Annotated in this window: 15 protein-coding genes; 3 read left to right on the top strand and 12 right to left on the bottom strand. The window is 56.9% G+C overall.

All coding sequences use genetic code 11. The features are described 5' to 3' along the window. Position 1 precedes the first annotated feature (1 nt). Positions 2-3,313, bottom strand: a complete 3,312-nt coding sequence (locus MTX78_RS23540; RefSeq protein WP_243803050.1) for a SusC/RagA family TonB-linked outer membrane protein — start codon at positions 3,311-3,313, stop codon at positions 2-4. Beyond that, positions 3,310-4,347, bottom strand: a complete 1,038-nt coding sequence (locus MTX78_RS23535) for a FecR family protein (protein WP_243803049.1) — start codon at positions 4,345-4,347, stop codon at positions 3,310-3,312. The genes MTX78_RS23540 and MTX78_RS23535 overlap by 4 nt, the downstream gene beginning before the upstream one ends. 404 nt (positions 4,348-4,751) lie before the next feature. Between MTX78_RS23535 and MTX78_RS23530 the strand changes: the two genes are divergently transcribed. Next, positions 4,752-5,387, top strand: a complete 636-nt coding sequence (locus tag MTX78_RS23530; RefSeq protein WP_243803047.1) for an RNA polymerase sigma-70 factor — start codon at positions 4,752-4,754, stop codon at positions 5,385-5,387. Positions 5,388-5,489: 102 nt separating this feature from the next. Here MTX78_RS23530 and MTX78_RS23525 read toward each other — a convergent pair whose 3' ends face one another. The 4 genes from MTX78_RS23525 to MTX78_RS23510 all read right to left on the bottom strand — a co-directional run bounded on the left by MTX78_RS23525 (position 5,490) and on the right by MTX78_RS23510 (position 10,959). Next, positions 5,490-6,608 carry a Gfo/Idh/MocA family protein gene (locus tag MTX78_RS23525; protein WP_243803045.1) on the bottom strand — a complete coding sequence of 373 codons (1,119 nt, stop codon included), beginning with the start codon at positions 6,606-6,608 and terminating at the stop codon, positions 5,490-5,492. 289 nt (positions 6,609-6,897) lie between these two features. Then, positions 6,898-8,529, bottom strand: a complete 1,632-nt coding sequence (locus MTX78_RS23520) for an amidohydrolase (protein ID WP_243803043.1) — start codon at positions 8,527-8,529, stop codon at positions 6,898-6,900. 67 nt (positions 8,530-8,596) lie between these two features. Beyond that, positions 8,597-9,445 carry an AraC family transcriptional regulator gene (locus MTX78_RS23515; RefSeq protein WP_243803041.1) on the bottom strand — a complete coding sequence of 283 codons (849 nt, stop codon included), beginning with the start codon at positions 9,443-9,445 and terminating at the stop codon, positions 8,597-8,599. 713 nt (positions 9,446-10,158) lie between these two features. Further along, a complete protein-coding gene (locus MTX78_RS23510; protein ID WP_243803040.1) occupies positions 10,159-10,959 on the bottom strand; it encodes a 3-keto-disaccharide hydrolase in 801 nt (266 codons plus the stop codon). A 123-nt stretch (positions 10,960-11,082) separates the two neighbouring features. Here MTX78_RS23510 and MTX78_RS23505 point away from each other — a divergent pair, with 123 nt between their 5' ends. Beyond that, positions 11,083-11,265, top strand: coding sequence for a hypothetical protein (locus MTX78_RS23505; protein ID WP_243803038.1), 183 nt, complete (start codon positions 11,083-11,085; stop codon positions 11,263-11,265). 395 nt (positions 11,266-11,660) lie between these two features. Here MTX78_RS23505 and MTX78_RS23500 read toward each other — a convergent pair whose 3' ends face one another. The 4 genes from MTX78_RS23500 to MTX78_RS23485 all read right to left on the bottom strand — a co-directional run bounded on the left by MTX78_RS23500 (position 11,661) and on the right by MTX78_RS23485 (position 16,646). Then, on the bottom strand, positions 11,661-12,443 hold the full coding sequence (locus MTX78_RS23500) for a cupin domain-containing protein (protein WP_243803036.1): 783 nt from the start codon (positions 12,441-12,443) through the stop codon (positions 11,661-11,663). Positions 12,444-12,525: 82 nt separating this feature from the next. Beyond that, positions 12,526-13,908 (bottom strand): putative oxidoreductase C-terminal domain-containing protein, encoded by a 1,383-nt coding sequence (locus MTX78_RS23495; RefSeq protein ID WP_243803035.1) that lies wholly within the window; start codon positions 13,906-13,908, stop codon positions 12,526-12,528. A 62-nt stretch (positions 13,909-13,970) separates the two neighbouring features. Continuing rightward, on the bottom strand, positions 13,971-15,365 hold the full coding sequence (locus MTX78_RS23490; RefSeq protein ID WP_243803033.1) for a Gfo/Idh/MocA family protein: 1,395 nt from the start codon (positions 15,363-15,365) through the stop codon (positions 13,971-13,973). Between the two features lie 33 nt (positions 15,366-15,398). Next, positions 15,399-16,646: a DUF6807 domain-containing protein gene (locus MTX78_RS23485; protein WP_243803031.1), complete on the bottom strand. Its 1,248-nt coding sequence runs from the start codon at positions 16,644-16,646 to the stop codon at positions 15,399-15,401. A gap of 932 nt (positions 16,647-17,578) precedes the next feature. Between MTX78_RS23485 and MTX78_RS23480 the strand changes: the two genes are divergently transcribed. Further along, on the top strand, positions 17,579-18,586 hold the full coding sequence (locus tag MTX78_RS23480) for a Rossmann-fold NAD(P)-binding domain-containing protein (RefSeq protein WP_243803029.1): 1,008 nt from the start codon (positions 17,579-17,581) through the stop codon (positions 18,584-18,586). Positions 18,587-18,674: 88 nt separating this feature from the next. Here MTX78_RS23480 and MTX78_RS23475 read toward each other — a convergent pair whose 3' ends face one another. Next, entirely contained in the window at positions 18,675-19,502 is an 828-nt protein-coding gene (locus MTX78_RS23475) for an SDR family oxidoreductase (RefSeq protein ID WP_243803027.1), read from the bottom strand. A 115-nt stretch (positions 19,503-19,617) separates the two neighbouring features. Next, complete coding sequence (locus tag MTX78_RS23470; protein WP_243803025.1) at positions 19,618-20,529, bottom strand: helix-turn-helix domain-containing protein; 912 nt, start codon at positions 20,527-20,529, stop codon at positions 19,618-19,620. Between the last annotated feature and the right edge of the window lie 860 nt (positions 20,530-21,389).

Below are 21,389 nucleotides of genomic sequence, written 5' to 3'. Positions count from 1 at the left end.
GTTAGAAAGTGACGTTCAGTCCAACAGAGTAGCCCTGCAATACGGGCCGGCCCGAGTCGGTATAGCCTTGGTTGGTTTCGGGGTCCCAACCTTTCCATTTGGTCCAGGTTGCCAGGTTTTTGGCACTGATGAACACTCCTAAATTCTCGGCGTGCAAGGCTTTGATGACGCTGCCGCCAAACCGGTAGTTCAGCGAAATATCTTGCAGGCGCACGAAGCTTCGGTTCTGGTACACGCTTGGGGCCAAAGCCGGCGCCAGAGGCGAGCGGGCGTATGTGGCATTGGGGTTGGAAGGCGACCAGAAATCGAGGCCGCTGAAGTAGTTCAACCGGCGCGAGTTATCGTTGAGTGCGTTGCCTAAGTTGGGATTGTTGGCTCCCAAATAGCTGTTCTCGCCGCCCAACACGGCGTTAAAGAAGATGCGGAACGTGAAGCCCTTGTACTCCACCGAGTTTAGCATGCTGGTCCGATAGTCGGGCTCTTCCCGACCCAGAAATACCCGGTCGGTGGCGCGCTCCAACTTGCCGTCGCCGTTGGCGTCTACTATGCGGGCGGAGCCGGGGTAGTAGCCAGTCGGGACTTCCTCACCGAGTTGGTAGAGGCCGTCGGACTTCAGATCATAGATAGTATTAATGGACTTGCCGATGAACAGGTTGCTGGCCACTAAGTCGTCTTCCCGGCCGTCACCATCGGCATCTACCCCCGTCAGCTTGATGATTTTGTTGCGGTTACCGGAAATGTTGAACGTGGTGCTCCACTTGACGGCCGGCGTTTGCACGTTCACCGAAGTCAAACTCAATTCCATGCCCTGGTTGGCTACGTTGCCCACGTTGGTCCGAATGGTCGAGAATCCGGTGATGGACGTCAGCGCCACGTCGAAGAGGAGGTTATTGGTTTTGTTGTTGTAGTAATCGAGGCTGCCCGACAGACGGTTCTTGAGCAGTACAAAGTCCAGCCCGGCGTTGATGCCGCGGGTTGATTCCCACTTCAGGTTGGGGTTGGCCAGGGAATTCACCTGCTGGCCGAACACCGAGCCCGTGCTGGCATCCCCGAACACGTACGCGACGCCCGGCCCCACCGTGGAGAGCGAGGAATAGCGGCTGGTTAGGTTGCCGTTTGAGCCGTAGCCCGCCCGCAGCTTCAGAAAATTCACGGCGCTGTACTGAAAAAACGGCTCGTCGGTGATGATCCAACCCAGGGCAGCCGAGGGAAACAGGCCGTATTTCTTGTTGGTAGCGAAGCCCGTGAACCCGTCGCGGCGCATGGTGGCCGTAAGCAGGTAGCGGTTGTTGAACTTGTAGTTGAGGCGGGCCATCTGGCCAATCAACCGCTCGTCCCAGGCGTCGGAGCTGGTGCGCTGGATGTTGCCTTGCTCCAGGCTGTTGTAGCCCAGCGTGATATTGGAAAAGCCCGTGGCGGAGGCGTTGGTGCGCGAGTACTGCCGCTCAATGGCACTGTAAAGCAAGGTGCCCGTCACCTCGTGCTTGCCGAACACCTTGTTGTAGGTCAAGATGTTATCAAGCGTGTAATCGTAGTAGGTGTCCAGGTTTTTCGAGGCCGACCCCGTTTCGCCTCCGCCCCATTTGTTGGAGTTGTATTGATTGGTGGTGCGGTAGTTGTTGCCGAAGTTGAGGCGGTACGTTAACCCCTTCAGGAACGGGGCGCTGATTTCCGAGTAGAAGTTACCGAACAGGGTTACCCGCTTGTCGTAATCCTGCACGTCGAAGGTTTGGAACGGGTTGGCCAGGATGGTCTGAGTGGGAAACGGAATCAGGTTGCCGGCTTCGTCGTAGGGCGTGAGCAAGGATGGGTGTCGCACAATGGCGTTCAGCGTCGGCTCCGAGCCGCTGTAGTCGTTGAAGGAGCCGAACGTTTGCGCCCCGACCTTCCACCAGTTGGTGGCCTGGGTTTCCAGGTTGATGCGGATGCTTTTGCGGTTGAACTGGTCGTTGACGATGTAGCCTTCCTGCTTGGTGTAGCCCCCCGACACGAGGTAGGTGGTTTTGTCGCCGCCGCCCGAAACACTGAGCTGATGGTCTTGAATGTAGCCGGGGCTGGTGGTGTTGCCCCACCAGTCATAATCGTTGGCGTTAACGTTGCCACTGGCGTCCAGAAACAGCGGGTCCACAAACTTGGTGATGTCGAAGGCCGGGTTGGGCGTGGTGTAGTCGGGGGCCAGGTAGGCCTGGGTGTAGTTCAGGTCCCGGATGCGCTGCAAATACTCTTCACGGTTTTGAGGACGCAGGTTCTTGCTGGGCGTTTGGGTGGCATAGGAGCCGGTGTACGCAATGCGCGTTTTGCCGGCCTTACCTTTACGGGTGGTGATAAGCAGCACGCCGTTAGCGGCCTGCGCCCCGTACACGGCCGTCGAGCTGGCGTCTTTCAACACATCGATGCTGGCTACGTCATCGGGGTTGATGGACGCCAACGAACCGTTGTAGATGATGCCATCCAGCACAATCAGCACGTCGGCGTTACCGTTGATGGTGTTGGCCCCGCGGATCTGAATGCTGGGGTTGGCGCCGGCCGAATTCACCTGCCCAATGTTCAAGCCCGGCACCGTGCCTTGCAACGACTGCGCAATGTTGGTGTTGGGGGCCTCCCGGAAGGCTTCAATATCGGCGCTGGCCACGGCACCCGTCACGTCGGACTTGCGCTGCACGCCGTAGCCCACCACCACCACTTCGTCAAGTGCTTTGCTGTTTTCGGCTAATACCACGCTCAGGGTTGGGCCCGTTACAGCTACCTCCTGCGCCACAAAACCAATAGAACTCAAGATCAGCACGCTGCCACTTGGCACGGTCAGCGAGAAGCTGCCGTTGCCATCTGTAGAGGTGCCTTGCGAGGTGCCTTTCACCACCACCGTCACGCCGGGCAGTGCCTGGCCGTTGGCTTGGGTCACGCGGCCAGCCACCGTAATGTCGGCCACTGCGGCCGAGGCAGAGCCAGCAACGGGGCCGGGGGCAGACAAAAGTACATATGCCTTGGCGCTCAGCTTCTCGAACTGCAACCCCGCCTGGGGCAGCACCCCACGCAGTTTGTCTTCCAAGCTACCTTCGCCGGACTGTGGCACCACAAGCTTGCCACGGATCAAGTTGCTTTCATAGCTAATGGAACTACCGTATTGCTTTTCCCACTGGACCAGCAGCTGTTTGAGTGGTACGGCGGCGGGCTGAGCCACCTGCTCGCGCACAGAGGCAAACACCTGCCCGGCCGCAGCCGGCAGCAGCAGCGGCAAACACAGCGCGCAGGCGGTAGTGGAAGCGCTGCGGGTCCATTTCCCGAAGGCGCAAGGAGTGGAAAATCTTTTCATCGGGAATTGGGATGGGATGAGGAAAGGCGTTGGGTGGACAGCGTAATTCGATTCTGCTCGCGCCGGGCAGTTAGGTGGAAGCTCTTTTCCAATGCCTGCAAGGCCGCGTTCAACTCTCCTGCGGGGAAGGACCCAGAAAGGCGCCGCTGACTGAGCGTAGAATCGGCCACCACCACGTGCACACCGTAGGTGTCGCTGAGGCGGGTGGCTACTTCCGCCACGGAAGTTTCATCGAACACCAGCTTGTTGTCTTTCCAGGCGGCGTAAGGGGCCACCCTCACCGCTTTGTGCACCATGCGTTGGGGCTCCTTGTCTTGGGTTTCGAGCAGCTCGCCGGGCTTGAGTATCACTTCGGCTTGGCGCATGCTATCCGCGAAATCAACTCGAACTTTGCCGCTTAGCAGTACCACCCGCGCCTGCTGCCGCCGCCGGTACACCGTGAATTGGGTGCCCAGCACTTCCACGTTGAAGCCCGCCGTGGTGTGCACCACAAACCGGCGGTGGGTGGGCAGGTGCCGCACGGCAAAAAATGCCTCCCCTTCCAGCCATACTTCCCGTATTCCCTGCTGCTTGAGGTTGTTGGCATAGTGCAGCGTTGAGTGGCCGTTGAGCTTCACCGTAGAGCCGTCCGGCAGCTGCACCGTGCGCACTTCTCCGTAAGCAGTGGTTATCTTAGTAAGCCTCGGAGCGGTATGGTTGGCGTTCCAGAGCCAAGTACCACCTAGCAAAACACCGATGAGCACAGCCGCCGCGGCCGCCCAGCGGGGCCACCAGTTTAGCTGGGGGAGTTCGGGCTCAGCTGGTTCCAACCCCAACTGCTGGAGTAGCCGGTCTTGCATAACCTCGAAGTCCGGCATTTCGGTGGCCTCGCCTTCCCCCTGCTCTAAGAGTTCGGTGCGCCATTGCATCCACTGCTCGGCCAGCAAGGCGTTGGCCGGGTCAGATAGCCAGGCACGCACCGCCCGGGCTTCCTCTGGCGAGGATTGCCGCCGGGTGTATCGTAGATAAGCTTCGAACGTCACGGAGTTGGTCATGGCAGTAGGGACCCTATTTCCCTTCACCAACTAAAGACACCCCAGGTAGCACCTACCCTTAGTCGCGCCCGAAAACTTTTTTACCTGCATGCTTCCACACGCCGAAACATGCGTGCACCGCTTCGCTAACTGGTTTCATTGCCGGAACTGCACCAGACCGTATCCGCACGTTTACAGCATGCTGGTGCTTTAGGCACCGTGTAGTATTCGGAATGACAAGTGAAATGCTACCTCAGGTTTCTCTAAAAGCCTGCTCAGCAAACACCGAAGTGAGTAATCACTTAAAGCGCCTTCCTACTGTTTGGTAGTAGGGCTGTAGCCATGAGAGTACAGGAGTGTAAACGCTAAATGCGCCGATTACCTTGGTAGTACAATGGCTATGCTTTTCCCTGGCAGCCTGCGTTTTGCCTTCTGTTGTCTTCCCACCCGCCACCTCTTATTCTCTTACTGCCGTGGAGCTCAGCAAGCACGATCCGGAGAGCAGCACCTCAGCTTCTTCGGTTGACCAAGCCGAACTCTTTAAGTTGCTTTTCAAGCAGCATGCCTCTGGCATTTATCGTCAGGCGTATGCTGACTTGCATTCGCGCGCAGAAGCGCAGGAGATTGTGCAGGAGTGCTTTCTGAAGTATTGGGAGAAACGGGACGAGGTAAGCCCTGCCCCGTTGGCCATCAAAAAGTACCTCTACACGTCAGCGTACCACGCTATTCTAAACCAGCTGCGGCGTCAGCGTAACTGGGTGTACCATGAGTGCGCCGACGATTTGCTCGTCGACCAGGAGCCGCAACTTGCGGAAATGGAATACGACGAATTGCAGCTGTGCTACACCCATGCCTTGGCTCAACTGCCCGCCAAACGGCGGCAAATCTTTGCCATGAGCCGGCAACAAGGGTTATCCAATGCCTTGATTGCGCAGGAGCTAAACCTTTCCATCAAGACCGTAGAAGCGCAGATGACCCAAGCCATCAAGTTTCTGCGTCAGTACTTCATTATTAGGGGCGTGGTGCCCAGCTTGTTGTTGCTGCTCTTGGGCTTGCTGTAGTTGCATTCCTGAAGCCCTCCAATCAAAGCAACAAGTGTCTTTTCTAGCACTGCCACGCTACATTTTCACAAGTTCATTGGCATGCCTTCGGTGCAGTAATTTCTATACCAATGTTACTTTCTGGCCGGTGTTGGCAGCCTTGTAAATGCCATCCAACACCCGCAAATCTTTGCGGCCTTCTTCCCCAGAAATGTGAGCGGGCAGGGGCTTGTTTTCCAAGATATAGGGAGCAATACCATCCAGCTGAGCGGCTTGCTGATTGATGGTTGGGAAGTTGAATGCGCCCTGGCTGCTTTTGCCTTTGAATGGGCCGTAGCTCAAGGCTGGGCTGAGTTCGAAAGAGCCGTTGTCGGCCGCGGCAAAAAACCGGTCGATGTTGCTGTTGGAAGAGGTGGTGGATGTGCATACGGCGCCACTAGGAAAGTAAAGCTGCCACGAAATGGATTCTTCCACTTCCTTGAACAAGTTCGGCATGGTGACGGGGCCGTACTGCGCCGTTACTGCTATTGGTTCTTCGCCGAGCACATAGCGGCTGCTTTGCACGCAGTACACCCCCAGGTTCATCAGCGGACCGCCGCCGGCCAAGGCTTTTTTTAAGTGCCAGTCGTCGGGGCTGATGCCTTCCAGGCGGTATCCAAGGGAAGCCTCAATCAAGCGAACCTGCCCGAGCACCTTTTCCTGCCCGAGCCGTTTGAGCTCGATGTGGTGCGGTTCGTAGTGCAACCGGTAGCCAACTGCCAATTGAACACTGTGCTTTTTGCAGGCCTCAACCATGTCCTGACAGTCCTGCTCAGTCAAGGCCATGGGTTTCTCGACAATTACATGCTTGCCCGCCTTGGCTGCCCGGAGCGTGAATTCCTTGTGCAGGGCGTTGGGCAGCGTGATATAGACTAGGTCAATGCTTTTGTTGGCGAGTATCGTGTCGAAGTTCTGGTAGGAGTACACGTTTTTCGCAGGGAGTTGGTAGTCGGTTTTCCATTGAGTAGCCTTCGCCGGAGTACCTGTAACGATGCCCGCCAGCTCGCAGTACTGCGAGGCCGCAAGGCCCTCCCGCACCAGATTTGCGTATCGGCCCAAGCCACAGACAGCAACCCGGAGTTTTTTGCCGGCATACAGCGGGGTTTTCGACTTTGGATACCATACAAAGGAAGGCAGCAGCATTGTGGCTCCGAAACCCAACCCAAGCTGTTCTACAAACCCACGCCGAGATACATTTTTCATAATACTTAAACAGTACGCAAGCCAACAATCAACAAGGCTACCGAGATAAAGACAGAAAATCGAAGAACAGCGGGCAGGTAACGCACAAGTATATGGTTAAGTATGTATAGTGCGTCACCTGAGCCGGTACGCTTAGTAAAGCACTAGCTCCGGCATCTTTAGAACACACTTATTCTTCCCCTAGCAGCAGCATCTGTATTTGGCTGCAAGGCTTAAAGCCAATTGTCAGTAGTGCTAGGTAAGGTTGAAACTTCTCGTTTTTAAAGCGCCAAAACAAGCACAAGGCGCGTTACGGCCGGGTTAAGTTCGTTGTCTTAGCTGGGTGCCGATACACGATTTTTCCGTTGACAATAGTTAACACACTGCGGATGCTTGGCAACTGCGCCGCTGGCACGCTGAACACATCGGCTGATAGAATGGCTAAGTCAGCTAGTTTGCCAGGCTGTAGGGTTCCCTTGATGGCCTCCGCAAATTCAGCGTACGCTGAGTTGATGGTATATGCCCGCACCGCCTGCTCGCGGGTTAGGTTTTCGGTAGGCGTGGCTTGCTGGGTGGTAACCACCTGAATACTCAGAAAGGGATTGGTCACGCCGTCGGGCCCGAGGGCTACGGGGATGCCCAGGTCCAGCCAGCTGCGCAACGGGCTGCGCATACCGTACTGCGGTGTATGCACAACGATTATCCCCAGCTTCTTTATGTCTTGCGCGGATGCTGCTCGGATACCGGTTCCGTGCTCGATCCGGACGCGTTTGCGCTGCCAGACGGCGGCCGGCGCTAGGTCTTTCATCAGTTGCACTACCAGAGTGGTGGCACTGTCTCCCGTCACGTGCAGCATCAGTTGCTGGTTGCTGACTAAGGCTTCCCGCAGCAGACGGCGGAGGGTATCTGGCGGAAAATTCAACCGCCCGTACCACCCAGGACGGCCCGGATAAGGCGTAGTGCGCAAAGCGTTCTGCTCCAACGACGTGCCATCAATCATGTACTTAACGCCCGAAGCATACGTCAGGGAACGGCCAGCGTTGAAGGGAACGGCCCATTCCCGCACGTTGCGGCCTTGATCGGTGGTGCTCGGCATAGCAATCAGGCGGGTGCGTACGGGCAGAGCGGCCGCCCCGAAGTACTGCCGGGCCGCAGTGCCTTGCAGCAGACTGCTCATGTTTTGCACGGTGGTGATACCGAAGGTTAATTGCTGCTGCGCATACGCTTGAAGTTCGCGGACCAGTGCCGTCGGGTTGGCTGTGGCCACCGCCTGCCAGAAAGGAAACTGGGCGTACTCGAACAGGGGCCCCGCCAACTTGGTGGTTCCTGGCTGCCGCTCGTACCACCCTCCCAGCGGATCGGAAGCTGTATCGGTTAGATGCAGGGCGCGTAATGCTGCGCTGTTGATGAGCATGCCGTGTCCCCACGGCACACCCAGCACGACCGGATTGTTGGGCGCCAGGCTGTCAAGAAAGCGCCGGCCGGCGGTGGGGTCGCGCAGCACAGTCAAGCCAATCGGTCCGCTCAGCCATTGCCCCGGCCGGGCCTGGCTTACCAGCCGACGCACCGAGTCGGCCACTGCTTGCTTGGAGAGGCCCGGTACCGAGAAGGGCGCCCTGAACGTGTTGGCCGTCTCGACCATACCGAGGTGGTCGTGGGCATCATTGAAGCCCGGTACGCCGGTTTTGCCCTGCAAGTCTACAATAGTGGTGTGGGCAGTGGCCAAGTTGCGAATCATAGCACTCGTGCCCGTAGCTAGAATGCGGCTGCCCTGAATAGCCAGGGCCTCCACGTACGGGCGGGCTGAATCCGCAGTGAATAGCTTGCCATTCAGCATGATAAGGTCGGGGCCTTGCTTAGCGCGAAAAGCAGTAGCTGGTGCCTGCGCATACGGCAAACGAAGTGCGAGGCAGGCAAGTAAAGTGAGAAGGAACCGTTTCATAAGGCAGCCAGAAGTAGGCTGGCAAAGCACGGGCGCTAGCGCCCAGCCGGGTAGTAAAAATCCGACATTATACTCCACCAATCCGAGCATCGCCCCCGGCGAAGTGCACGTAGGCTTGGTCGGCGGCCAGCAGCTGTGGAGGCGTCATACCCGCAAACTCGCGGAAATCACGCAGTAGATGGCGGTAGTCGTAGTAGCCACTACGGACAGCAACGGCCAGCCAATCCAGCGTTGGCTGGCTGACTTTGAGCCGATAGGCCTGGTCGAAGCGGACCAAGCGGGCGAAGAGCTTAGGCGACAGACCGACCCGCTCAACAAACCCCCGCTCGAATTGCCGCGCACTCAGGCAAGCGTCGGCAGCCAGGCAGTCCAGCGAGGCAGTGGCGCGGCCAGAAGGCAACAGCACGGGCAGTAGCCGGTCGAGCGGCCGCTCCGGCCGGGCGCGCCGACGGCGCAAAGCCCCTAGCAAGAAAGCTTCGGTGGTAGCCAGCATGGCGTCGTAGTCGGTGAGTTCTGCCAGGCGCGCCTCTACGGCGGCTACAGCCGGCCCGAGCAGAGCCCGTCCTTCCACGGACACATCCAGCAGTTCCTTTACTGGCACATCCAGCAGCCGATGCAGCCCGCCCGGCCAGAAAACAACGCACAGCAGCAGATGGTCTTGGCCAAACTGCAGGGATACGGGCTGCACCTGCGGGCCCACCACGAAGCTAGGAGGCAGTTGCAGCGGCTTGGCTTGGTTGGGGACCAGCTTATGCAAAGCATCGCGCGGATAGAAATACAGGCAATGATGCGGCGTGGGCGGCATGGGTTTGCTGGCCTGAGCGGGGTTGCCTCCTCCGTACCGAACGTGCATAAGTAGGTAGTGCTGCACAAAAGATTGCAGCGGCGGAGCAGGCAACTGAAAGCGAATCACCATGGGGGCAACAGCAGGAAGCAACCGTAATATAGCGCTCCGGCCTCAACTCTGCTTGGTGTAGCTACCTGATGCGCACGGGGTTGAACGCCGGCTCATCACCTTGCCCACAGCTAACTCACCTCCGTCAGATGCGTGTTCGTTCTACGCAACCCGAAAAATTATCGAGCGAACTAGCCCCATCCCAGACAAGTGTGAAGCGTCTTGCCTCACGCTTGCCCCCATATTGGTTTTCGTTCCCGCTCGTATTCATGCGCTTCTAAGTGCACCAATAACTGGTCTATGCTTAGTTCTCCACGCAGAAACGTATCCAGCAACAAGTGCTGGTGGGGAGTAAATGTCAAGAAAGAATGCGCAGGATAATGCAACGCGAAATAAATAGCGAGACGGCGCGCTTGTAACGAGGATACGGAGGTAGAAGGGATAATCACGAGGAACTACGATAAGTACGTAGCACAAAGTTCTACTATCCGTACTAATCGCGCAAACTGGACAATACGTATTGTGGTTTATACGTAGTACTCCTCCACCCGTATAGCATCCTCAAGCGGCTATTTTAATTGATTACATACGTCGTTGAATGCTAGCTAAGTAGAGCTATGCCTTGGCGTGGTAGGTGTTGCGCCGGTAGTTATCGGTTAAGCACCAAATGTCTAGCAGTATCCGCTCGGGGCTACTAGCGGGCACAGGAACTCGTTTAGGTCGTCTGCTGCTAGCTACGGCTTTGCTGACAATTCCTTGAGTTCGATGTTTCTAAAGTCAACCGGCTGCCCTTCGCTTTGCAGCGCAATAAAGCCGCTCTTCAATATTTTTCCGTCCTGTTTCATTGCCGGATCGAAACGGTTCACCACTTCTCCGCCAATCTGCGGCTTGGAATAGCGCAAAACGGTGTCGCCATTGATGATGTGGGTGATGCTCGAATCTCCTAACACAATAAGCTCTGCTGTAACCCATTGGTCACCGTCGTAGGTTTTCGAGGTGGAATCAATACAGTGGCGCTCATCAAGTTGGCCTTTGTAGACGATGTGGGTGCCTGGCGAGCACATATTTCCGGTAGGACGCGGCTTTCCATCCCCAAGACCGCCTAAGAATTGAAACTCCACCGAAATAGGCCAGTCCTGTTCTTTCGGCATCGTGCGCGGATCTTGCGAGTGAAACATGACGCCACTGTTGCGTAAGGTATAGCTAGGCGCACCCTGTTGGAGGGCTCCCACAAAGCGGTACTCTAGCTTGAGGTGATAGTAGGAAAAGGGTATTTTGTAATACAGATGGCCGAATTGGTCGTTGAAGTCCCCGTACTGATCATAGCGCACTTTTATAATCCCATCTTCTGCTCTGAAAGTATTGCCAAAATTCTCGTTCACCTCATGGTGCTGAATCTTTACAAACCAATCCGTAAGATCCTTACCGTTAAAGAGCTTGATCCATTTGCTGGTATTGGAATCCCGGGTGGGGGGAACGGAACTACAACCAGGTAGTGACAACAGCCCCAAAATCGAAAGTACAAGTAGTCGCATCAGTGGTCTTTAGAGTATTAGCGTGTCAACAACACATCAACTTGTGTTGAAATAAGATAGAAGAAACGCTGCAGTACAGCCAAATCAACTCATTAGAATTTTACTCCCCAAAACCATAGCATTGTGCGCCTCTACGACTGCCACGACTCCCCTCTCTACGCTGAGGAAGTGGCTGATTTCCTGGCCGACGCAACCAAACGCACCTCTCGCCGGGCGTCCCGCCAGCTATCCAGTGTCCTCGGCCACGTGTTGCGCCAACCAGCAACGGTGGCTTCAGAAACGACACTACTGGCCCAGCGCCTTTGACCCCGAGGTCGGATAAAGCCCGCCGCATTAAACGGCCCACTGCTGGCAAAGGCCTTCAAATAAGGCGCAGCGCACTTCCACTATAGCTACTTAATTATCGTCAAGCTTTACTCCTTTCATGGCACCTGTATCTATTATCTTGCTTCATTCCGTTACTTCTCCGGATGATCCTGCCACCAAGTACTAAAAGACTCGGCTTGGAATACAGAATCACCTTCTGCCGCAACTCACAGGACTTAACCAAGCCGTTGTGCGGGCATACTACCCCCTACTGTTGCTGCTGATTGAGAAAAAGACACTGCGGCGCCTTTCCGAACGCAAGTACCCTGCCTTCTTCGTTGGTCTGGTTACCTTACGCACTTCAATACCAGCAATTTAATAATGGGAGCTACAGCCTATTCCGCATTGCTATGCCATTGAATAGCGAAGTAGCCGCACTCGGCGCTGCCCGTATTGGTAAACGCATGGGGCACATTTGCGCCAAGTAGCACTACATCCCCGGTGGCCGCTTTGTGTGCTTGCTTGTCGATTAGGATTTCGCCGCTGCCTTTCGTCATCAAGATGATTTCTTCGGCGCGGTGGGTGTGCGGCGCATGGCTGGCAATGCCCGGCTTGAGCACGGTGGCGTGCACATCAAAGCGCTTAAACACCGAAGACGGCCGGTCGAATACGGGGCGGGTTTCGCCTTTATCGGTCTTCACCACCTTAAACTGGCTCCAATCCTTTAGGAAAGAGCCCCCACCGGTTAGTCCCCGCTGCCTATCTACCGGGTCTTTGGCTTTGAACTTCAACACGTAGTACGTGGCCGGCGCATCGGACGCATTGCGGAAGCTTTGCTTGTCGCCTGCGACTATTAGCAGCAGACCACCGGGACCCAGAGTTTTGGTGGAGTCTTGCACCGTGGCCGTAAGGCGGCCATCCTGCACGATTACCAACTCTTCTGAGTCATTGTAAGCTTGCAGCGGATGATTGGTTTGCCCTGGTTTGAGCGTAGAGGTATGGATGGCCAGCTCCGCCAGATCAAGGGTGCTGCCCTTGGCAAATTCGCTGCTTTGCCTTCCCCCATCCTGTTTGGGTGCTTGCTTAGGCTTGCTATACACAGCGGAAGGTAAGGGCGCCATTTGGGTCTGGAGACTGGAAGTCAGCAGGACGCCAACGGCTAGCAGGGTGGTTTTCATCAGGATGGGATTTGAACTTGACGTGAGAGCAGGTAAAAGAAAGGGGTGCAATAGCACCAAAGGACGAGCGGAGTTTAGGCCGCTACTGCTTGGGGCTTTCTGTAGCTATTTCCAGCGCCTTGGTGGTGGTGTAATATTTGGCCAGCATGTTCGGCACCTCCCAGGAGGGCATGTTGCGCTTTTCGAGGTACTCCAGAAAATGCTCGGTTACGCGGGCAAAGTGGGCTTCGTGCCCTTCGCGGTAGCTGTCAGGAATCAGTACTTCCCAGCCTTTGTCCACCTTCTTGAGTGCTACGCCGGGGTATTTCGCCTGGAGTTTCTTGAATTCTTGCTGCAACCCTTTTTCGTAAGCGGCATCACCTGCCCGAGGCTCGATGTAGAGCGTTGGCTTGTACTGCTGGGGGGCTCCTTGGCGAATGACGAGGTTGGCTTTGGTGCCCCGCATCAGCGAATAATGCGTGTCGCCGGCGCCATCCGGGGCTTTGTAGGCCCACGTCACCGATACCTGGGCATGCACCCCGAGCAGCTTATAGGAAATGGTGCCGTTGCTGTACACCTTTAACAGACTGTCATTGACGAGGTCTTTCTTGAGGTAGTCGGGAAAGCTGCTTTGCTTGGTAATAACCTTGAATTCACTTAAACTCATGGGTGTGGCCCAGCGCTTGGCCGATAGCACCTGAATATCTTTTTTGTAGTCTAAAGCCCGCTCCGGAAAGCATTCCCACTGCACCAAATCCACTAAGTGGGTGGTTACGTCCACCAGGCCCTCGCCTTCCTGCGTGACGTCCATAAACCAGGCGGGCCGGGTGAGCACGCTGCCCGAAACGTTCTTGTAAAAGCAGTGGGTACTTTCCTTGACTACCGCAGGATTCTGGGGAGTTCCTTTCTCCAAGGTGCCAAATACCGCCGGCATCTGGGTCAGCTCTTTTTGCAGAATCGTGGGTATCTCAAACCGCTCGGTCATGATATCATACAGCAGCAAGTCTTTCTTCTTAGCTGTTGCGAAGGCACTTTCCAGGGTCTTAAACTCCTTGCTGTTGATGCACATGGGCTTGTCGGCCAGCACGTTGAAGCCGGCCTGCAAAGACTGCGCAATGTATTCCGTCTTCTTTTGATTGTTGCCGGCTACCACTACCACATTGCCGGCCTTTTCGGCTAGCATCTTGGCAAAGAAATCTGGCCCGGTGTATACTTGCTGCTGCCAGTGCGTGGGCGCCTCGGTGCGGGTGTTATAAGCTGTTACTCTAGCTAGGTGCTGTTGCAAATCGGTGCCTTCGGGTGCGTACACGTGCACGGTCGGGTCCACCTTCTTGTACATCGACTTCTGCACCAGCGCCGCGTGAAAATGACCAGGATCGAGGGTAATAAGCTGAACCGGGGCGCTAGGTTTGGGAGCGGCGGTTTGTGCGAGGCAGGGCAGCAGGGGCAAGAAAAAGAAGGGGCTGACAACGAATAGGTTCTTCATCTTCTTCAACGAACAGTAAAACAAAACGCCTTCCCACTACGCGTAAGCGTTGCCGAACCACATTAGCCCGGCAGTGTGTAGGGCTTGCGCTGGGGACGGGAAAGCAGGCGGTTCGCCTCGGCATCATTCACGAACTGCTCCTTGGCGGGGTCCCAGTACACTTTGCGCTTCAACTTCATTACAATATGATGAATTAAACACGTAGAGCAGGAGCGGTGCCCCACTTCCACGGGCGCAATGGGTTGCTTGCGCGACTTGATGCACTCCAGCCAGTTGCCGTGGTGCTCTTTGCTTTCGTAGAGGTGGATTTCGTTGGGCCCGATTACCGATTGGATGATCTTGGGGTCGCTGGCATCCAGCGCTTTGGCGGCTTGCAAGCTAACCGGGTCGCTGGAGGTAGCCTTGGCATCGCCGCGCGACACAAAGATCCAGCCCTCGGTGCCCTCAAACTTGATACCGTTGGGCAAACTGTCGCTGATAATCATGTGCACCCCGTTGGCGTAGCGCCCCTCGGTTCGGAACGGCCCGTGCACGTCCCAGAGGCCCTTTTTGGGGAATTCGGCACTGCCCGAGACTTCCACCGGGCCGGTGTGTTCGGTGTTCATGGCCCAGTGGGCGCAATCGACGTGGTGCGAGCCCCAACCCGTAATCATGCCCGCCCCAAATTGCTCGCAACGCAACCAACCGGGGCGGTCGTAGCCCTGCTGGGGGTGCACACGTTTTTCGGTGTAATATACTTCGGGTGTCGAGCCCAGCCACCGGTCGTAGTTTAAGTTGGTGGGCACCGGCATGGCCACCTCTTCCTCGCCCGAAGGGTCGCCGGGCAACCCGATAGACACGGTTTTCAGAGTACCGATGCGCCCGTTGCGCACTAGTTCGGCTGCGTAGCGAAACTGCGTAGAGGACCGTTGCTGGCTGCCAATCTGAAAAATGCGCCCCGTGCTTTTCACGGCGTCGCTCAGGGCCCTGCCTTCGGCAATGGTCAAAGACGTTGGTTTCTGGCAGTACACATCTTTGCCCGCCCTTACGGCCGCCATCCCAATTAACGCGTGCCAATGGTCGGGGGTACTGATTAAGACGCCGTCGATGTCTTTGTTCTGGAGTAGTGCTTGGTAATCGTGGTAGACCTTCACGCCGTCGAAGGGCTTGCCGTTTTTCTTGGTGTAATACTCGTTGACCAGCTGTTTGCCTTCTTCGGCGCGCCGGGTGTCCACGTCGCAAACGGCCATGATCTGGGCTTGGTCGTACTGCCACACGCCGGGCATGTCATGAATGCGGGAGATGCGCCCCGTGCCTATGGCCCCGATGTTGATGCGGTTGCTAGGCGCATTTTTGCCGAAAACGCTGGCCGGCACAATGGTCGGGAAACCACCGAACACCAGGGTGGCGGCCGCAGCTTTGGTGGATGTTTCCAGAAAGCTTCTTCTGGAAACCGGGGAGGTTTTTTCTTCGCTCATGGGAGGAATTTTTACACAGATCAGAAGAACGTATCACTTGCGCTGCACCGTAACCTTGGGTTCGGCGCTAAAGGCCTGCCAACCACTATCCGCTTTTTCTTTCGTGAAATGCCCGTTGTACACGATTAGGCGGTATTTGAGCGTATAAGTTTGGCCGGGGTTGAGTTGCCAGTTCCTGTTCTTGGTGGGCGAGAAGTTGGCAAACATGTCGCCGCGGCCATTCTGCGTTTCGGGCCAGATGCGCAGCGGCTCGGGGTGATTATAGTTGGTTGGGTACGACATCATCACCACCCCGGCGTAGTCGTTGTCGAGTTGGCCCTGCACAATGCACCAGCGCGCCGTAGAGCCGTCGGCCTCCTTGCGGGTTTTGCCTTCCGAGGTGAGCACCTCGCTGTTATCCTTGTTCCACTTTTCGGTGGTGCGCCAGCCAAACCCGCCGTACCGGTACGCCAGCAGCAACACCGGGCTGGCGCTGGCGCAATTCATATTGATGGTGACGTCGGCTATATAGTAGTCTTTTCCCTGCGGCTGATACACTCGTACCTCTTGCAACTCGTTTAAAGCCACTTTTTCCGTGCCGCCTTTTTTGAATGCCACATGCTCCTGCAACACTTGGTACTCGCTGTACACGGGGCCTTCAGTGGTGGAAACTGCCTTGGCGAAGCGCACAGTGCCTTTTCGGTCCCGGATGTTCCAGAAATCGACGGTGTCTTTCTCGAACAACACATGCGTCCACGGATTCCAGATGCCGTAGTGGTGGTAGTGGTCGGGCGCTTGAATCCGGGTTAGCTCCTGGCCGTGCGGCGACCACAACGGGTGAATAAAGCCGCTCCGCTTGTAGGCCGTGTCAATGCCGGTGGGCGGGTATACCGTTTTGTAGTTGTAGCGCAGCAGGTTAGTGCCTTTGCTCGTGATGGTGAAAGAGCCTTGCGCATCTTGTACACGCATCGGCGCACTCGCCTTGCTGGGCTTGCCTTTCACCAATTCATAGGCGCGCTTGCTGGTTTTGCTGGTGGCCGGGTCGAGTATCCAATGGATGATGCGCTCCGGTCCGTGTTCGATCTGGAAGGGTACGCTCGTGCGTTTGGTGCCTTGCACTTCTACCAGGGTCAGTACCGAGTCGGGCAATAAAGTAAGGGCATCCAAGCTGGCTTTGACCGGTGTTTCCAAGCGGCTTGGAGTGGCAGGAACTACCACTTCAAGAGTGGCAATCGTTTGCGCGACGCTCTTCGTGCTTACTACAGTGGCCAGCAAAAGCAGCCAGCAAGTGAACCGGTTCATGTTGTTGTGCCTAACGGTGCAAGCTCATCCATACCGAGAGAGCTTGGTACCGCAAGGCTCATCGTTCGCTGGAAGGCATTTCCAAGTAAGGAAATCCTTTGGGCTAACGGATGGCTGAAACCGACAAATCGGCGAATGAAGGTATCACAATCGTTACCGATCAGGTTTACACTGGGTTAGCGCTGGGTATATGGCCCGATGCTATCAGCACTTCATAGCTTGCTAGGTGCTGTATCCTAGTCTCGCCGGGCCGCTTCCGTGAAAAGCGCCGGTATAGTCAACGCCTGTGTCAGCCGCTTTCCCTACCGGAGGGCGGGTTGTCAAGGTGGCATTTGCCGGAAGATGCACTACACTGCCTGATCGTACGCGGCACCTAAGCTGTTGCGCAGCCGAATCTGCTGCAAACGCCTAGTTGTGTCCACCCGGAAGGAGACAAACATACGTCTCTCTTAGTGTGGTAGCTTAGCCTACTTCACGTGCTGCCAAACATAGAGCGGCAACCGCTCCAATCCGCCAGGAGAGGAGACTGCTCGATTCAGTGATGGCGCCCGTGCTTGGCTTGGCTGCCCGCAGCAAGCCGGCTCCGTCATGGACCGGGCAAGTGTGCTATGCGCTGAAATAAAGGCCGTGCCTAGCACAGGCGAGAGTATTAGCAAGCCTAGCAGCAACTTGTCAGGTGCGTGCATAGAACAACGAATAGCCACCAAGCAGACCCGATGTACTGCGCCTAAAAACAGCAAGTGGTCATGAGTGAACTGTAGTCGAAAGCTATCCGAAACCTGGCGTTGCGTCAAGCAGGTTTTTCTGAAAACTGTGTAGGAAAAGGTTCGTTAGCGCTATCATCCGAGCCGTTTATGATAAGTTCGCGCATCTTACCAGCCCAGCTACATCGTAAACGCCGGTTCCTACTCAACTACCCAACAACGAGTCCTATGGCACTAGCTCCCATTCTCTTAGTCGGCGGTTCTGGTATTGTTGGCCGCTGGGCGGCCCGTTTGCTGCACGCCGCGCATCCCGAGGTTCCTCTCTTGCTCGGCGGGCGCGACCTAGCCCGAGCGCAGGAAGCCGCGGCTGAAATTGGCGGGGCGGAGGGCGTAGCGCTGCAGCTTGACGCAACTGACTTGGGCCTCGGCGAGCGGCCAGTCAGTGCCGTAGCTGTGTTGTTTACCGACGACAAAGTTGCGGCGCTCCGGTTTGCCCAAACCCGTGGCGTGCCGCACCTCAGCATTTCACCCGGCATCATTGAAATGGGCCCTGAAGTGGCAGCGTACATCCACCGGCCGCAGGCTGCACCGGTCGTTTTGGGCACGGAGTGGCTGGTGGGAGCCACCACCATTCCCACGCTGGAGTTCGCCAAGGCCTTCGGGCGGGTGCACGACATCACCATCGGCGCGCTGCTTGACGAGCAGGATGCTGCTGGCCCAGCCGCCTACGCCGACTTAGAGCGCCAAACCAAGACCGTGCCTGCGGCCCTCACGCGCCGCGACGGGGCCTTTACTTGGTGCGTGGGCGACGAAGCCCGCACCTCGTTCCGCGCCGCAGACGGCACTGAGATGGAAGCGTCGACCTTCTCGGTCTACGACGTGCTAGGGTTGGCTACTGCTACCGATGCGCTGAATGTGCACTTCAAGCTTGCGTTAGGCGTAAGTTCCACTCGCCGCCGCGGCGAGCCAATGTCCACCGAAATCATCATCGAGCTGGCAGGAGAAGACCACGCGGGTCAGCTGTTGCGCACGCGGCACGCGGTGGTCCACCCGCAGGGGCAAATGCCGCTGACGGGGCTAGGCGTGGCCATGGTTCTGGAGCGACTGTTAGGGCTTGACGGGAAGCCAGCTGCCCCAGCAGGATTGTATTTCCCCTACCAATTGCTTGAACCCGCTGTCTATTTTGCCCGCTTACGAGAGATTGGTGGCCAAGTATTGACGCTGGATGTGCTCTAATGCTGGTATAGGTTTTTCATCAGTCAGACCCCGTCAGGCAGCATAAAACGCTGCGTGACGGGGTCTGACTGGTATTTAAGCTCTTTGTTTACTCGTCAATCTCGGTGGAAAAGGCCACGGCTTGTTGCACATCTAGCTCCGCTAGGCGCTGTACCAAAGCTGCTCGGATTTTAGTGTAGGCCTCGCGCCCGAGCGTTAGCCGCCGCGGGGCGGGGCGTTGGTCTACGGAATCGAGCATGGCGTCGACCATTTTGACCGGGTCGCCGGTTATGGCAAAGCTGCCGTCGCTCACGCCGCGGCGGACGTCGCCGGCGGGCGTGGCCTCGTATTCAGGCAGGGGCGTTGCGTGGACTAGTCCGCTACCGAAGCTCGTGCGGGCCGGACCGGGCTCCACCAGCGTAAACTCGATACCGAACGGCGCAACTTCCTGAGCCACAGCTTCCACGTAGCCCTCGATGCCCCATTTGGTGGCGTGGTAGTAGCCAAAGTTCGGGTAGGCAATCTGCCCACCTTCAGACGAAAGCTGCAGGATGCGCCCGCCGCCCTGGGCCCGCAGGTGGGGCAGCGCGGCCCGGATAACCTGCATAGAGCCCGTCAGGTTGGTGGCTAACTGCTGCTGAATCTGCTCGTCGTCGGCTTCCTCGCCCGCACCGAACAAGGCGTAGGCGGCGTTGTTGACTACCACGTCGATGCGGCCTAGGTCGGCGAAAGCTTGCCCGATAACTTGGCGCACGGCCGCCGTATCGGTTACGTCCAGAGCGGCCACCCAGAGTTGCTCGCCGTATTGAGCTTGCAGGTCGTGGAGGGCGTCGGGTTTGCGGAGCGTGGCGGCCACTCGCTCGCCACGGGCCAGGAGTTTTTCGGTTAGTAGACGGCCGAAGCCGGCGGAGGTGCCGGTGATAAACCAGGTTTTCATAGGGCTATTACTCAGTGGGTTGATTGGCTCAGGGACGGAGGTCCTGTTTGCTCTACAAAAGTAGTTTGGCCCCCTATGGGCCTGCTAACGCCAATCAAACCAATGCCGACGCCAATCAAACCCGCCGCAGGGCGGAGGGCGCGCAGCCAGCCACTTTGCGAAACAACTGGGCGAAATGCGTGGGCTCCTCGAAGCCCAGGCAGTAGCCGATGCGGCTAATGGGCCAGTCGGTATGCAGCAGCAGGGTACGGGCTTCCTGCACCAGACGCTCGGCCAGCAGGTGGGACGTAGGCTTGCCGGTGGCAGCCTTCAGCACGCGGTTGAGGTAGTTGACGTGCACGGCCAGGCGGTCGGCAAAATCGGCGGGCGTGCGCAGTTCCAAGCGCCGGGCTGGCGTCACGATGGGGTACTGGCGGGCTAGCAGCGTGTGGAAGGCGGCCACCAGACGCTCGGGGCCGCTGATAGTGCGCGCTTCTTCCACAGGAGCCAGTTTCAAGGCCCCGTGGATGCACGTCATCAGGTAGTGGTACAGCAGCTCGTCTTTGGCGGGGTAGTCGGAATCCTGTTCGACGAGCATCTGCTCGAACAAGCGCACAAACCCGGCGTGCTGGTCGGGCGTGAGGCGAAAAAAACTGGGTTGGTCGGGCGCGAACACCGCCCAATCGGCCGGCCGCATGAGCGTACGTGTCGGCACAAACTCCTCGGTGAAAACGCAGCAATAGCCCCGACAGGTAGCAGCGGCGGGCAATTCCCAGGCGTAAGGTATCTGCGTGTTGGTAAACACCAAGGCGGGTTCATCGGGGGCTAGCTCCAAGCGCTGGTGCGCGTAGTGGTAGGTGGAGGGTCCGGTACTGAGGGTGACCTTAAAAAAATCCTTGCGGCTGTAGACGCCCATCAACTCGAAGTCGGCGAGAAACTCCTCTAGCCGCCACGCCCGAAAGTGCCCCCCACTCGGCCAGGTAGCGTTGGATAACTGTGCGGGCTGGTGGGCGTAATAGTCGGCTAACTTCTGCTGGTGTATAGTCATAACAAGGCTTCTGCTTGGGTAGTAAGCTGAAACAACCCGTTGAAGTTTGAGCGGGGCAACGTGTGGCATTCACGCAGCGGCGACACTGCCAACACTTTCATCATCCTTACTTAGTATGAGCACGAGTTGTAGTAAGGATGATGCCTAATAAATCGACTGGGTAGTGCTCGTTGCTTGGCTTTCATACCTAACTAGTAGTAGTGTTTACTTCCGAGGATAAGATGTATCAGACAATCCTGGCGAAGAGGATGTAGCGCCATCCAACCCCGAATTCTGCACCCTGATACGGCCGCGCCCAAAAGGTCGCAAAACCATAACATCTTACTTTCAGGGATAGAAATCGTCGGGAATCACCGCCGTCCTTGCTCGTCGTCGACCACAGCACCAATCCACTACCGGCTCCAAGAACGTATAGTAAAACGCAGCGCCTTGCTCGTGGTAAGGTCCTGAACGTAAGGTAAGCAGAGCGCCCATGTACACTACCTGAGCGTTGGTGTCTTGCCCTTGCGCCGCCGGAAGTGGAAAGTAGGCTTGTGGTTTCAAGCTTGACTAGCAGAGAGGAAGTGAATACCTTGGTCTGTATATAAAGCAAATGAAGCCTCTGCGCAGCTGGGGCTTTAGTGGAAAGCATATGATTAGGCGCTATTATCACCAATACAAAGAACTAGTTCACGAGCATCTTGCTCGTTTCATTGCCACTTTACTACTGCTAAGCATGGGCTGGTGCGCCCTGCACGCTTGGTACTGGGTGGTTTCCTGGTTCCGCTAACGCTTTCGGGTGGCCGTGGCTCTGCTCTCTTGGCGGGTCCGCAACCCGCCTCCCTATTCGGCTCGTTAGATACGGGACACCAGTGGTTCCT

The sequence above is a fragment of the Hymenobacter tibetensis genome (assembly GCF_022827545.1).
GTDB lineage: Bacteria > Bacteroidota > Bacteroidia > Cytophagales > Hymenobacteraceae > Hymenobacter > Hymenobacter tibetensis.
Note: the sequence above shows the minus strand (reverse complement) of the source record. Positions and strands in the feature narration are given on the sequence as shown.